The sequence below is a fragment of the Candidatus Dependentiae bacterium genome (assembly GCA_018897535.1).
GTDB lineage: Bacteria > Babelota > Babeliae > Babelales > UASB340 > UASB340.
Genome location: JAHIKO010000061.1, coordinates 1 through 15,343 on the forward strand (window position 1 = coordinate 1; position 15,343 = coordinate 15,343).

The following is a 15,343-nucleotide window of genomic DNA, read 5'->3' on the forward strand; positions in this document are numbered from 1 at the left end:
AAACGTATCTTCTGTTTTTTCATTCAAAAACTCACAATTCTTATTCAATAATTTCAGTAACAATACCAGCACCAACAGTTCTTCCACCTTCACGAACTGCAAATTTAAGCTCTTTATCCATAGCTATTTTGCCAACAAGTTCAACGACTACTTCAACTTCATCGCCAGGCATTACCATCTCGCGACCAGCTGGAAGTGTAATATTTCCAGTTACGTCTGTTGTTCTAAAATAAAACTGAGGTCTATATCCATTGAAAAATGGAGTGTGTCTTCCACCTTCTTCTTTTTTCAATGTAACAATTTTTGCTTTAAATTTTTTGTGTGGAGTTATAGAACCAACTTTTGCAACAACTTGACCACGCTCTACATCTTCTTTTTTTGTACCACGAAGAAGTATACCAACGTTATCACCAGGTTGAGTTTCTTTTAACTCTTTATTAAACATTTCAATACCGGTTATTGTAGATCTTTGTGTATCTCTAAAACCGACTATTTCTATGTCTTCACCAATTTTTGCCACACCTCTTTCTACACGACCCGTAACAACAGTACCTCTTCCTGAAATTGAGAATACGTCTTCTATTGGCATTAAAAATGCTTTTTCAGTGTCTCTTACAGGTGTTGGAATATAGCTATCAACAGCATCCATCAAGCGCTGAATTGATTGGCTACCTATTTCAGATGTATCACCCTCTAAAACTTTTAATGCAGAACCTCTAATAATAGGAATATCTTTTCCAGGAAAACCATATTGTGTTAAAAGTTCTCTAATTTCTTCTTCAACCAATTCAATCAAACCTTCATCATCAACCATATCCACTTTATTCATGAATACCACTATTGCGGGAACACCAACCTGTCCAGCTAATAAAATGTGTTCTCTGGTTTGAGGCATTGGTCCGTCAGCAGCGGAAACAACCAATATTGCACCATCCATTTGAGCAGCACCGGTAATCATATTTTTTACATAGTCGGCGTGACCTGGACAGTCTACGTGTGCATAGTGACGTTTTTCAGTTTCATATTCAACGTGAGATACTGCAATTGTAATACCTCTGGCTTTTTCTTCCGGAGCATTATCAATTTGATCAAAAGCTCTAAAATTAGCCAAACCTTTTGTTGCTAAATATTTTGTTATTGCCGCAGTCAAAGATGTCTTACCATGGTCAACGTGACCAATTGTTCCAATATTACAATGCGGTTTTTTTCTTTCAAATATACCTTTTGCCATTTTGTATATCCTTCTTATATCTACAAATCAACATTATTAAAACTATTTTTTACCTACTATTTCCTCTTGGACGTTTTTAGGGACTTCCCTATAAACCTCAAATTCCATTGACGAACTTGCTCGACCTTTTGTCATAGAGCGCAAATCCGTTGTATATCCAAACATCTCGGCAAGAGGAACCTGAGCCGTTATTATTTGGACACCTTTACGTTCTTCCATTCCTAAAATTCTTCCACGACGAGAATTTAAGTCTCCCATAACATCGCCCATATATTCTTCAGGGGTAACAACCTCTATCTTGAATATTGGCTCCAAAATTACAGGTGTAGCTTTTTTCATACATTCTTTGAATGCCATCGAAGCTGCTATCTTAAAAGCTATTTCCGAAGAGTCTACATCATGAAAAGATCCATCAAAAACTTCAACCTGAACGTCAACAACAGGATATCCCGCCAAAATTCCGTTAGTTAAAGCTTCTTTTACACCTTTTTCTATACCTGGAATATACTCTTTAGGAATAACACCACCAACAATATTATTTTCAAATTTATAACCAGCGCCACGATCAAGAGGCAAAATTTTTAACCAAACATGTCCATATTGACCACGACCACCGGACTGACGAATAAATTTACCTTCAGCTTCAGCTGTAGCCATAACTGTTTCTTTAAAAGCTACTTGAGGCTTTCCAACATTGGCTTCAACTTTATGCTCTCTAAGCATTCTATCAACAATAATTTCCAAGTGTAATTCACCCATACCTGAAATTACTGTCTGACCTGTTTCATTATCGAATGTAAATCTAAATGAAGGGTCTTCCTGCATTAATTTTCTCAATGCTATTGTCATCTTTTCATAATCACCTTTACCCTTTGGCTCTATTGCAACACTCACAACAGGTTCAGGAAACTGAATAGACTCCAATAATATTGGATGATTTTCATCACAGAAAGTATCTCCGGTCGTTACATCTTTTACACCAACAACGGCAATAATATCACCAGCGGATACGCAAGAAACCTCTTCTCTTTTATTCGCATGCATTCGCACTAGACGGCTTACTCGTTCTTTTTTACCTTTTGACGAATTATATATATAAGAACCTGCTTCCAAAAAGCCTGAATAAACTCTGGCAAAAGTTAAAGATCCAACAAAAGGATCTGTCATAATTTTAAATGCCAAAGCACTAAATGGTGCCTTTGGATCAGATTCTCTTTTTTCTTTTTCATTTGTATCCGGATTAATACCTTCAATAGCCGGAACATCCAAAGGCGATGGTAAATAATCTACAACCGCATCTAATAAAAGCTGTACACCCTTATTTTTAAATGCTGAACCACAAAAAACCGGTGTTACTTTCTGATCTAAAACACCTTTTCTTATAGCGGCTTTTATTCTTTCATGAGATACAGTTTTACCATCTAAGTAATCTTCTGCCATCGCATCATCAAAATCGCAAGCTCTCTCAACCAAATGACGTCTTAATTCAGAAACTTTGTCTTTATATTCTTCAGGCAGATCAATCCATGAAACCTTTGATCCTTGAGATTCTTCATCAAAAACAGCAAGTTTTTCAGTTACAAGATCAATTATTCCAGAAAAGTCTTCAGACTGACCAACGGGGCACTGCATTGCAATTGGGTTACCATGCAACTTAGAATCAATCTCGGACACAACGTCGAAATAGTTGGCACCAATTCTATCCAATTTATTAACAAATGCTATTCTCGGAACTTTATATCTGTCAGCTTGACGCCAAACAGTTTCAGATTGAGGCTCAACACCACCAACACCACAGAAAACAGCGACACTTCCATCCAAAACACGCAAAGATCGCTCTACTTCTATAGTAAAATCAACGTGACCCGGTGTATCAATTAAATTTATTTTATGATCTTTCCAATAACAAGTTGTCGCAGCAGATGTAATTGTTATACCTCTCTCCTGCTCTTGTTCCATCCAGTCCATGACAGCTTCACCCTCATGAACTTCACCAATTTTATGAGAAACACCGGTATAAAACAATACGCGCTCACTAACCGTGGTTTTACCCGCATCAATGTGAGCCATAATTCCAATATTTCTTTGTTTTTTTAGTTCAGCAGAATTCGAATTACTCATAAATCAACAAAGCCTCCAATTACCAAGCAAAATGAGAGAATGCTCTGTTGGCTTCAGCCATTCTGTGAACATCCGTTTTTTTCTTAAATGAATTACCTCTACCTTGGGACGCTTCCAAAATCTCACTCGCCAAGCGTTGTCCCATAGTTTTATCCGATCTATCGGAAGCTGATTCTATCAACCATCTTAAAGCAAGCGCAAGAGCTCTTCTTGGCATTACTTCTGTAGGTATTTGATAAACACCGCCACCAACTCTTCTAGATTTCACTTCAACTGATGGCTTTATCTGAGATATGGCTTTTTCAAATATTTGGTAAGCCTTATCATCTCCACCATTTTTTTCAGCAATAACATCAAATGCTTCATAAACTATGGAGCAGGCTAAATCTTTTTTGCCTCTTTCCATAATCATATTTATTAATTTTTGAACTACAAAAGAGTCGAACCTAAAATCCGTTCCAATATCTCTTATAGCGTTTACCGACTTACGTCTAGGCATTAGGCACCACCTTTCTTGCGCTTAGCACCATATAAAGAACGACCTTGTGCCCTCTTTTCAACACCTTGTGTATCAAGAACGCCACGTATGATATGATATTTAACACCCGGTAAGTCTTTTACTCTACCGCCCCTTATCAAAACAACTGAGTGCTCCTGAAGATTGTGTCCTTCACCAGGAATATATGCAGTTACTTCTTTTCCGGTTGTTAATTTAACCCTGGCAACTTTTCTAAGAGCTGAGTTTGGTTTTTTTGGCGTCATAGTATAAACACGCACACAAGTTCCCCTTTTTTGAGGGCAACTATTCAAAGCGGGAGATTTCGTTTTTCTCTTGGGCGCAACACGCTTTGAACGAACTAGCTGATTAATTGTTGGCATACCGTCTTTCCTAAAAATTATAAAATAAACAAAAATTCAATTTATATTCACAAATCATAATCAATTCATCGAACAATAAAATATGGGTAATAATGCTCAAAAATGAATTAACAGCAAGTTTAATTTTATATTTTTTTTATTTTTTTTCAAGCAAAACAATCAAAGAATAGTCAAAATTTTGCACAAAATGTATACTACTGTCGTAATGTGATGTAAATTTTTACCGTCTAAAAAATTAAAAGGGATGTAATCGTGTCAATAAATGCCTTATTTTTCGTTTTTTCCTCAAAACTATTACCTCTAGCTTTTGCAATTATTGGATTTGGTCTTCTAATAACAATTCATGAGTTCGGTCATTTTATTTTCTGTAAAATATTTAATATTCACACTCCAACATTTTCAATCGGAATGGGACCGAAGTTATTAGAACATAAATTTGGTCAAACAAATTTCAGATTATCTATGATTCCAATAGGCGGCTATGTAGAAATTGCAGGATTATCCGAAGTTGGACAAGGTGAACAAGAATTTGCAAAGCACGAAGGTGAAAATTCTTTTACAAAAAAACCTTACTGGCAGAAATTTTTTGTCTTAAGTGGTGGTGTTTTATTTAATCTAATATTTGCATATCTAATTTATTCTTTTTTATTTATGATTGGAATACCTAAAAAATCGGCATCTTTAAACATATCATCAAAAATAAATATTGAGATTGAGAAAAAAACAAAATTAAAAGCTCAAGACAAAATTATTGCAATAAATGATATAAATATTAGCAACGAACCTACGCTATTTTTTAAAATAATTAAAAAGAACTTGATAAAGCCACTGCTTAAATCATCAACAAGTAACATAAAACTTACGATATTAAGAAATAGTCAGCAATTGGATATAATTTTGGATCCAAGCAATAAAGATTTTAATAACAAAATTATCGAAATCTTAGAACCAAAATCAGAACAGCTTGTCGGGCAATATGAAAAATATAATATTTTTGATGCTGTAATAAAAGGAATAAGTACAACAAATGAAATAATCAAACAAATGGTCAAAGGCATAATAACTCTTATAAAATCAAAAAGTCTACAAGGTGCCGGGGGCCCAATATTAATTATTTCACAAACATATCAAACAGCACAAAGAGGCTTAATTCCACTATTATTATTTTTGGCGCTTATTAGCATAAATCTTTCAATAATAAATATTTTACCTATTGGCGCTTTGGATGGCGGGCAGCTTCTTTTAGTTAGTATAGAAGCAATAATCAGAAGAGAAATTCCTGAAATAATAAAAAATATAATTAATATGGCTTCTTGGGTAGCACTATTAAGCTTAATAGTTTACTTATCATACAAAGATATAGTTCTATTGTTTAATAAATAAAAATTTAGGGCTCATTAAATGAGCCCTTTTTAATTTATCAATTTCCAATTATCCAGATTATTTATATAATCTTGCACAACAAGTCTATTAAAACTGTGTCCGGTTTTTTTTGCAACAACTTTACCGGCCAAATTTTTACCTAATAAAGATAAATCTCCGATTAGATCTAGCAATTTATGTCGCACAAATTCATCGCGAAATCTAGGCGTGTTAATAAAATCATCTTGTCCAATTACAACGGTATTTCCCAAAGATGTTCCTTTAGCCAAACCATGTTTTTTTAAAAACGGCAACTGATCTAAAAAGCCAAAGGTTCTAGCCGGTGCAATTTCTTTAATAAAATAATCTAAAGATAATTCTCCACATAATCTACCTTTACCAACTAATGGGTGTGAAAAATCTGCAGAATAATCAAAAAATAAAGAATTACTATACTCGCCATTAATTTTTTCAGCTGGATAAATTGATATACTTCTATCGTTTTTTTCATCATTAAAGGAAATTATTTGCTTAGAAGATATAAATTCTTTTTTTTTATTTTGTTCTTTTATGCCTATTTTACTTATACAATTTACAAAACCTATACAACTTCCATCCAATATTGGAACTTCAACGCCTTGAATTTCTATTAATAAATTATCTATCTGAAATGCATTTACAGCCGCCATAAGATGCTCAAGCGTACTAATCACAAATTTATCTTTTTTTAAAACAGATGCATGCATAGCTTCTTGCGGAATAATGGATCCAATTTTTATCTGAAATTCTCTAAGATCATTATTGATAAAAACAATACCTGAATCAATTTGCGCAGGATGTAAAATTATTTTAGAAGATAAGCCAAAATGTACACCGATTCCCGAAAAGGACACACTTTTATTTATTGTTCGTTGAAACATCTGGAAACACCTATAAAAAAAGCAGGATATTAATCCTGCTTAATTTTAACCTCAAAATAATTATATTTTTACGCTTTAAAACCAATAAGTTGAGCACCGTGAGGATGTTGTTCTCCAGCATAAACTTTTAATTTTTTGATCGTTTGGCTTGTAAGCTTATTTTTTGGCAACATTCTTTTTACAGCAAGTTCTATCAACATTTCCGGTTTCTTTTCAAGCATTTGTTTTGCTGTAATTTCTTTTAAACCGCTTCTCCATCCTGAATAAAATGGATATGTTTTATCTTCTAATTTTCTACCTGTAAGAACAATTTTTTCACAGTTTATTACAACAACATAATCACCGGCATCCGCATGACGTGTAAATTCAGGTTTATCTTTACCTCTTATTATGTCTGCAATCTCAGTTGCCAGACGACCCAAAACTTTACCATTTGCATCGATTAAATGCCATTTAGGAGTAACATTTTCTTTTGAAGCAAAATAAACTTTATTCATATCCATGGTTAATAAATCCTTAATTAACTAACTTTTTTAATACTAGTGTAAGAAAGTTAAGTTTAAAATAAAAAAAAGCACAGGTCAATAAGAATAAACTGAGTTATTTATTCTTATTTTCAACAATAACTCTAATAAATTCTTTAAATAATGGGTGTGGCTTTAGTAGCGTTGACAAAAATTCAGGGTGAAACTGTGTCCCAATCATAAACTTATGATTTTTTATTTCAGCAATTTCTACTAAATTTTCTTTTTTATATATTCCGGAAAACACTACTCCATTTTTTTCGAATTCTTTTTTAAATTTATTATTAAATTCATATCTGTGTCTGTGTCTTTCTAAAATAGCATCTTGTGCATAAATATCTCTCGCCCTTGTATTTTTAATCAAACTACAAGTATAAACACCTAAACGCATTGTTCCACCCTTTTTATCTATGTTTTTCTGTTCTTCAATCATAGAAATTACGGGATATTTAGTTTTTTTATCAAATTCAGTACTTGATGCATTTTTAAATTTCAAAACAGATCTGGCAAATTCTATAAGCATAATTTGCATGCCCAAACAAAGACCAAAATATGGTATATTATTTTCTCGTGCATATTTTGCACATGCAATTTTACCTTCTATACCACGCTTATCAAACCCACCCGGAACAACTATTCCATCAATATTTTTAAAAGTTTCTTCAAATTCTTTTTTACTGATATTTTCAAGCTTTTCAGCTTCAATTACTTCTATAGTTACGCCAACATTGTTGAAATTAGCCGCCGTTTCTATAGCTCTTACAACACTCAAATATGGATCATTACTTCCAACATATTTTGCAATTAAAGCAATTTTTATACTTTTCTTTTTATTTTCAATTAATTTAATTAAATTTTCCCATTCAGAAAGATCTGCTTTTCGTATATTCTTTATCCCAAACCAGTTCTGAATAAGTTGATTAACATTTTGAGTATCTAAATTAGCGAATATTTTTGGAATTAAATTAACTGTCAAAGCATCAAATATATATTCCTGCTTAACACCACACATAACAGATAATTTTTTCTTTACTTTATCATTTGTTTTATAATCTGTTCGCAAAAATAGGGCATCTGGCATCAATCCTGATTTTTTTAATAATATAACGCTATGCTGAGTCGGTTTGGTTTTTATTTCGTGAGCCCATTCCAAATACGGAACCAAGCTTAAATGTGCCAACATTACAGAATTTGGCTCCAATTCCAATTTAAGTTGACGAACAGCTTCTAAAAATACGCCACCTTCAATATCTCCAACCGTTCCACCTATTTCAACAAGAATAAAATCTTTGGGATATTTTATTGCAAAATTAATTAATCTATTTTTTATAGCATCAACAACATCAGGTATCATCTGTATATCTCTGCCAAGATATTTCCCATCACGTTCAGCATTTAAAACTTCTTGAAATATCTGGCCTGATGAGACTGACGACTCTTTAGTTAAATGTGATCCTAATATTCTTTCATAATGACCAAGATCTAAATCAGTTTCAGCTCCATCATCAGTAACAAAAACTTCTCCGTGAACCAATGGGGACATTGTTCCAGGATCAACATTTAAATATGGATCAAGTTTAATAACGGAAACCGAATATCCGGAATTTTTTAACAATACACCTATGGATGAAACCAAAATACCTTTACCCAAAGATGAGCAAACACCGCCGGTAACAACTATAAATTTTGTATTTTGTTTTTTTACTTTTTCATATAAATTTTTAATTTCCATAATTTATTCCCTCATTAAATTTTCAATTTCTTGTGCTTGCTTAGGCAAATCAAAACTTAAACAAAGAGCTCCATCATCTACCATTAAAAAATCATCCTCTATTCTTATACCAATATTTTCTTCAGGAATATATATTCCCGGTTCTATAGTAAAAACATCGCCATATTCTAATGGATAACATGTATCACCAACATCATGAACATCCAACCCCAAAAAATGTCCTATTCCATGAAAAAAATATTTTTCTAATCCAAATTTCTTAAAATAACTTATAGCTAAATGATTTAAAGATTTTTCAGGAACATTCTTATTATTCAAAAACATACCAGGTTTTGCTAAAGATTCAACATATTTCTGTGCATCAAGCACAATATTATAAATTTCTTTTTGCCTTTTGGTAAATTTACCGGACACCGGATATGTTCTTGTTAAATCTGCACAATAATATCCATACTCTGCACCAATATCTACAACAACCAAATCTCCTGGTTTTAATTCCTGATCTCTTTTTGTATAATGTAAAATCGTTGTATTTTTCCCCGTAGCAACAATTGATGGAAATGCTGGTCGTAATGCACCGGCTTGAGTAAATACCGATTCCACAATTGCTTGTATTTCATGCTCAATTCTTCCTGGAGCTATAACTTTTGCCGCAGAATCATGAGCCATATTTGTAACCTGAACAGCCTTGTATATTAAATCTATCTCTACTTCAGATTTAGAGCGTCGCATATAATGTATAAGAGGAGCTAAATCACTTGTAATTTCTCGAGTTTCTGGAAATATTTCAAATAAATTTTTATATAACTGAATTTGCGTAAAATATCTTGAATTGAATTCCAAATCAAGTAATGTAAAAAATTCTTTCAACTTATAAGAATTTAAAAAAAATTCTATATCTAGTAAAAAATTAGAATATTTTTCTTTTGTAAAAATAGAATTAAAAGAGTAGCCATTGATAGAATTTCCCAAATATTTTATTTCGTCAAAACACAAAAATTCTGATAAATTTTTAACATTATCATCTATTTTTATATCTAATTTACACCATTTTTCCCTAATACCACCATAATTTGGAATATAAAGAATCTGCCTTCCATCAAGATACATTAATAAAACAGCACCCGGCTCATTTATTCCGGTTAGATAATAAAATGAACTTTCCTGTCGAAAAACATATCGATCACACTCAAAATCTGAATATATAATTACCACACCATTATCTAAATTAGTATTTTTTTCTTTTAAAAATCTAATTATCTGATCTCGTCTTGTTTTAAATAACAAAAAGCTATTATTTTCACTAAAAGACATACTCTCGATCCCCTTAAATTTTATTGATCACTGATGGACGCTTAAACTTTCTTGCAAATGAGCCTAAAGAATCTAAATGCAAAAATAAAGTAAATGCTTTATCACTCTTCCAATTACCATATTCTTTATATCTTTTCTCTTCATAACCTAAAGAAATTCCCCAACAATGGCCGTCATAATTTAGTTTTATTGCATGTTGCAACGGCCTTATACCTTGAAAGGGGAATAAAACCGTTCCCTGTTCAGCATAAAATTCGCCCTCATAAGCAAGTTTAGTATGTTTTACCAATGGAACACTTAACGATAATATTAAAAAATTTGGAATATCCGAAAAAAGATTTCTTGCTTTTTGTAGCTTTGGATGTTGATAAACTGATGATATATAAAAATTAAAATCCTTTAAATTAAAGGATAAATCAATTTGAGATGTTAATAATTGTAAATTATTCCAATCATATTCCTGTTTAAAAAACAAATCTAAAACGTCACTGTCTATAGATACATCAAAACATAATGGAAACAGATTTTTTTGCACAGGGTTTCGAGTTAAAAAAAATCTATCCGAACTATTATAAAAATCTATAGATTGATAAAGATTTAAGTTTATAAGTAAATTATCTACATTAAAATTATTTCTTAAACTAATTTGTATTTCATTTTTAGGATATATTCTATCCCAAAGGTCCGAGTTATACCAATGATTTTGTTTAAATTTAGGAGTAAAAGTCCAATTCACATTTGGCTGAATATAATAATTATAATTTTCATTAAATTCAAAAAATAACTCAGGCATAACCCACTGCGCACCACCACTTAAAAAAAATCTATATGCGCCACCATTTAAAAAGTCACCTTCAATAACATATTTTTTTGCACGAATATCAGGATCTTTTATTTTAGATCTTAACTGAAAATTAGAGTCTAAGAAAATTAAAAAATTTTGATCTTTAAGTGAAAATTTTTCTTGAAAATTTAAATTATAATAAAATCTAAAAGTATCTACTTTATTAAATATTAAAAAATCATTCTCTTTTACAACCTTTGAATTAAGATAAAATTTCTCCTGTTTTTTGTTTCTTGAAAAAATATGATCAATAAAAATATCTTGTTTAACAAAAAAATTTTTAAATAAACTATCATATGCAGAATTAAATTCGAATTTTGGCAAAATCAAAGCACTAAATTTTTCATCAATCTCTTTTTGAGATTTATCAATATATTTTCTATCATCTTCCGGCAATTCCCATAAGATCTCATTTTTTTCTTGCAAAGTTAAATTTACAAATTTACTTTTTTTGGTTTGTTTGCTATCAAAATAAATATTTAAAATCTCTTTTGTACCACAAGACCTTAAAATGGCAGAATTCAAAAAAGTATCATCAACATTTAAAAAATTATCAAAAAATTGATACCCTATTTTTTTATCTGTTCCAAAATCCACACGCAATAAAGTTTTTATATTTTTTCCATAAACAGAATCTATCGATCTAAAATCCTTACCATCTATCCAATAATGACTATATGTATCCAAAGATATTCTATCGCTTTTTTTTACAAAAGCATTTTTTTCAAGTGCATATCGAGCATTTAACAATGTAAAAGATTCATTAGATCTAGCCCATCTAAACTCATCTATAAGCGCCAAACCCTTTTTATCTCGCCAATCAATTGTAATAGTACTATCCAATCTTTGGGCTATTGACCAATAGAATGCTTGCCTTATACCAAAACCTAAATCATTATCATAAGAAATTTTAGGAATTAAAAAACCTGATTTGGATTTTTTTTGCAAAGGTAAAACCATATATGGTAAAGCAAAAAATGGCAATGGGCCCATTTTAAAAAACATTCCCTTTATTCTTATTAAATAATTTTTATACAAATTTGCATATCTAGCTTGTATTGACCAATGCGGTACGTACGAATCACACGATGTATATGTAACATCTTCCATACTCCAATTATTATCATCTTCTCTAAATGCTTTAGATGCAAAAAGATAGCCTTCAGGCATATTGAATCTAATATTATTTGAATATCCGGTTTTATCTTTTAAGTTTAAATAAAAATCATCTGCCAAAATTAAAACATCTTCGCTTTCTATAATTACAGCGCCTTTACTAATTTTTTGCGCAAAAAGAATCTGTTTATTTTTATCTATTTCAATTTTATCAGCCCACAAATGTATTTTATTATCAATAAAAACTTCAACATCTCCTGTTAAAGTAATTTTGTTAAGATTATCTATTTGTTGATTTATGCTATTAACTTTTATAATTTTTACAGACTCAACAACATCTCTTATAACAGAATCTAACTTATTAAAAATAAAAATAAGTATTAAAAATAATAAAAAAAAACTTGTTTTTTTTCTTAGAAACATGATTTATTAAAAAGGCCTACGACCGGATAATGCTTTGTAAATAGTTACCCGATCCATATATTCTAAAGATGAACCAATTGGAACACCACTTGCCAAACGAGATATTTGTAAATTTAAACCTAATTCTTCGACTTTTGAAGATATAAAGCTCGCAGTAGCTTCTCCCTCAGGAGTTAAATTTGTAGCAAAAATAATTTCTTTGGTAGAATCATTTATTCTTTTAAATAAAGCATCAATATTTATATCATCAGGGCCGACTCCTTCAAGCGGGCACAACGATCCCTCAAGAACATGGAAGACGCCATTATATCCACCGGCTCGTTCCAAAGCTTGTAGATCGTACCAATTTTCCACAACGCATATAACAGAAAGATCTCTATTTTGTGATGAACATATTGAACATTTATTATTATTTTCAACCAAATTAAAACAAATTTCGCATTTATGAATCTGTTTTTTACCATTCGAAATAGAATCAAATAATTGCTCTATCTCATTTGGTTTTTCTTGTAATAAATGTAATGCAACTCTATATACATTTTTTGATGCCAAATATGGTATTCGCTGTAACTGGCGGACAATTTTTTGTAATGTTGGCAAATCATTAAACATATAAAAATCTATCTAAAATATTTTTTTCTAAAAAGATCTTCTATAATTGTAAGTAAATTATTCATAAGCCAATAAAGAACAAGTCCAGCCGGAAAATTAAAAAATATTATTGTCAAAAATATTGGCATAACAAATAACATAACTTTTTGAGAAGCATCTTTTACCGGAGTCATAGCCTGTTGAACAAATGTACTAATTCCCATCAATACCGGTAGCACATAAAAAGGATCGGCTGCTGACAAATTGGTTATCCAACCGGCAAATGGCGCTTGATATAGCTCTATATAATTTCCCAAAACTCGATAAAGAGAAAATAAAATAGGCATCTGTAACAAAAGAGGCAAACAACCAACAAATTGAGTTGAAAGCGATATATCATGGTCTTTATGATACTTCATTAATTCCTGATTTAATAATTCCGGGTTACCTTTATATTTTTGTCTTATTTTATTAATAGCCGGAGTATGCTTTTGATATTCTTCAAGTTTTTTTCGGCTACTTATTGATAGTGGAACAAATGGAAGTTTTAGAATGATACTCATCAAAATTATAGCTACTCCAAAATTTCCAACTAAAGAATATAAATACTGCAATAATTTTAACATTAATTTACAAAACCAGGATAACCATCCAAAATCCAAGACATCTTCCAATCTCTTATCAACAACAATCAAATCTTCAACTAATTTTGGACCAATATAAAAAGAAAGTTTTGTTGAATAATTTTCAGATAATTCTTTTCCCTCTAAAATTGTAAATATTTGATTATTTGTTTTTTTAAAAAAAGCTCTATTTACAAATTCATTGTTATCCGCAAAAAGAGTCATCAAAAAATACTTATCCTGTGAGCCAATAATTTCAGGTTTTACCCAAGCTTTAGTCAAATCTTTTTCAGCTATTTTATCTACAGACTTATTATCAAGAGATCCAATAACCACAGACTGCAAATCTTTTTCAATCTCTCCAATCATTGGTGACGGAAAAAATAATCTCGGTCTTATTAAACTTGCATCACTACTTTTTTCAAAATCCAATTTTAAATCTATTTTATAATTATTGTTGTAAATAGAATAAACTTTTCTTATTAACCAACCGGAGGAATTTGTGGAATAAACAATATTCGTTTTATCGCCATCAACAAAGGAACCTTCAAATTTATAAAAATATGGAGTTTTTTCATCTAATGCTACAAGAAAAGCACCCTGTTCTCGCTCATAAAATCCTTTATTTTGGATTATCTTTAAAGGCTGTGAATTTTTACCCAAGTGTTTTTTAAATTCTACGCCTGAAAGAACTCCACCATAATTGGAAAAAGAAACTTTCAATAAATCCGTTTCTATTTCATTAAATGACTCTTTTTCTGTAATTTTTTTATCTAAAAAATCTATTTCCAAATTAATTGGTTTTGCCAATTCACTGGCAGATGGAACATTATAGCCCTGCCCAGGCTTTATATCCTGCAGATTCAAAGACTCTTTTTTAGGTGAAAAATAATTAAATATCCAAACAGCTGCAAGTGATGACAATAGAACATATACTAATTTTTTATCCATGAAATATTAACCCTCTTTTTTATTTTTAAGCAAAAATCTATATAAAATCTAATAAGCTGGTATTTTACCAAATAAAAAAAAATAAGCCTAGACAACAATTAATTTAATTTTTGTGTTTTCATTGACAGTAATTATATATTCTGAATAAAATTCAAAATATGGTAAGTAATATTTGAGTTTTTTTATAAGTATAAAAAGGAGAATTTTATGAAAAAAAATATGCTTTTATTACTAAGCATTTTTGCATTGAGTATAGGGACTAATATTTTGGCAGCCGATACCCAATCATTAGACAAAAATCATGAAAAATATAAAGATAAAAAAAACTACTCGAAAGTTCAGGTTTATAATAGATCGACACATAAAATACAAAAAATTAAATTCAATCTAAAAGCCCATGCACTAAAAGGCCATATTTCAGATCTAACTATAGATTTTGATGGCAAATTCAGTCCAAGCCAAGATGAAGCCAAAGAAATATATCTATCCAATGAAGGATATATTGGTGGTATTAAAATATCTTTTGCAATGGCTAGTGACCAAAATTACGATAAAATGTACATAGAGTTTGCTAAACGCAGTAAAAATTTAAGTGGTGTTAAAGTTTTTGTTTATGATGATTACACAGAAGTTACATCAAAATTTGAAAAATAATAATAAATTTTAAAATTATTCAATACAAATATAAAAGGTGATTAAAAATTAATCACCT

The 15,343-nt window shown here is 30.7% G+C and carries 13 protein-coding genes; 2 read left to right on the forward strand and 11 right to left on the reverse strand.

Annotation, left to right across the window (positions count from 1 at the left end; genetic code table 11):
- Positions 1–40 precede the first annotated feature (40 nt).
- Genes tuf through rpsL form a run of 4 tightly spaced genes read right to left on the reverse strand, consistent with a single transcriptional unit; the run spans position 41 to position 4,231 of the window.
- Complete coding sequence (gene tuf, locus KKE07_04225) at positions 41–1,231, reverse strand: elongation factor Tu (protein ID MBU4270049.1); 1,191 nt, start codon at positions 1,229–1,231, stop codon at positions 41–43.
- Positions 1,232–1,273: 42 nt separating this feature from the next.
- Complete coding sequence (fusA, locus tag KKE07_04230) at positions 1,274–3,352, reverse strand: elongation factor G (protein ID MBU4270050.1); 2,079 nt, start codon at positions 3,350–3,352, stop codon at positions 1,274–1,276.
- A 19-nt stretch (positions 3,353–3,371) separates the two neighbouring features.
- A complete protein-coding gene (rpsG, locus tag KKE07_04235) occupies positions 3,372–3,851 on the reverse strand; it encodes a 30S ribosomal protein S7 (protein ID MBU4270051.1) in 480 nt (159 codons plus the stop codon).
- Complete coding sequence (gene rpsL / locus KKE07_04240) at positions 3,851–4,231, reverse strand: 30S ribosomal protein S12 (protein ID MBU4270052.1); 381 nt, start codon at positions 4,229–4,231, stop codon at positions 3,851–3,853. Before rpsL ends, rpsG begins: the two co-directional genes overlap by 1 nt.
- 252 nt (positions 4,232–4,483) lie before the next feature.
- Between rpsL and KKE07_04245 the strand changes: the two genes are divergently transcribed.
- Positions 4,484–5,614: a site-2 protease family protein gene (locus KKE07_04245; protein ID MBU4270053.1), complete on the forward strand. Its 1,131-nt coding sequence runs from the start codon at positions 4,484–4,486 to the stop codon at positions 5,612–5,614.
- Between the two features lie 29 nt (positions 5,615–5,643).
- On the opposite strand, the gene lpxC is transcribed toward KKE07_04245, so the two are convergent.
- From lpxC to yidC, 7 genes are all read right to left on the reverse strand, one after another.
- A complete protein-coding gene (gene lpxC / locus KKE07_04250) occupies positions 5,644–6,513 on the reverse strand; it encodes a UDP-3-O-acyl-N-acetylglucosamine deacetylase (protein ID MBU4270054.1) in 870 nt (289 codons plus the stop codon).
- 68 nt (positions 6,514–6,581) lie between these two features.
- Entirely contained in the window at positions 6,582–7,016 is a 435-nt protein-coding gene (gene rplM, locus KKE07_04255) for a 50S ribosomal protein L13 (protein ID MBU4270055.1), read from the reverse strand.
- A 97-nt stretch (positions 7,017–7,113) separates the two neighbouring features.
- Complete coding sequence (locus KKE07_04260) at positions 7,114–8,769, reverse strand: CTP synthase (protein MBU4270056.1); 1,656 nt, start codon at positions 8,767–8,769, stop codon at positions 7,114–7,116.
- A gap of 3 nt (positions 8,770–8,772) precedes the next feature.
- The gene (locus tag KKE07_04265; protein ID MBU4270057.1) at positions 8,773–10,083 is read right to left on the reverse strand and encodes an aminopeptidase P N-terminal domain-containing protein; all 1,311 of its coding nucleotides are present in this window, start codon (positions 10,081–10,083) and stop codon (positions 8,773–8,775) included.
- Positions 10,084–10,096: 13 nt separating this feature from the next.
- Entirely contained in the window at positions 10,097–12,466 is a 2,370-nt protein-coding gene (locus KKE07_04270) for a hypothetical protein (GenBank protein ID MBU4270058.1), read from the reverse strand.
- 6 nt (positions 12,467–12,472) lie between these two features.
- On the reverse strand, positions 12,473–13,078 hold the full coding sequence (gene recR / locus KKE07_04275) for a recombination mediator RecR (protein ID MBU4270059.1): 606 nt from the start codon (positions 13,076–13,078) through the stop codon (positions 12,473–12,475).
- 8 nt (positions 13,079–13,086) lie between these two features.
- Positions 13,087–14,631, reverse strand: a complete 1,545-nt coding sequence (gene yidC / locus KKE07_04280; protein MBU4270060.1) for a membrane protein insertase YidC — start codon at positions 14,629–14,631, stop codon at positions 13,087–13,089.
- Between the two features lie 207 nt (positions 14,632–14,838).
- Between yidC and KKE07_04285 the strand changes: the two genes are divergently transcribed.
- Positions 14,839–15,285 carry a hypothetical protein gene (locus tag KKE07_04285; GenBank protein ID MBU4270061.1) on the forward strand — a complete coding sequence of 149 codons (447 nt, stop codon included), beginning with the start codon at positions 14,839–14,841 and terminating at the stop codon, positions 15,283–15,285.
- Positions 15,286–15,343: the final 58 nt, after the last annotated feature.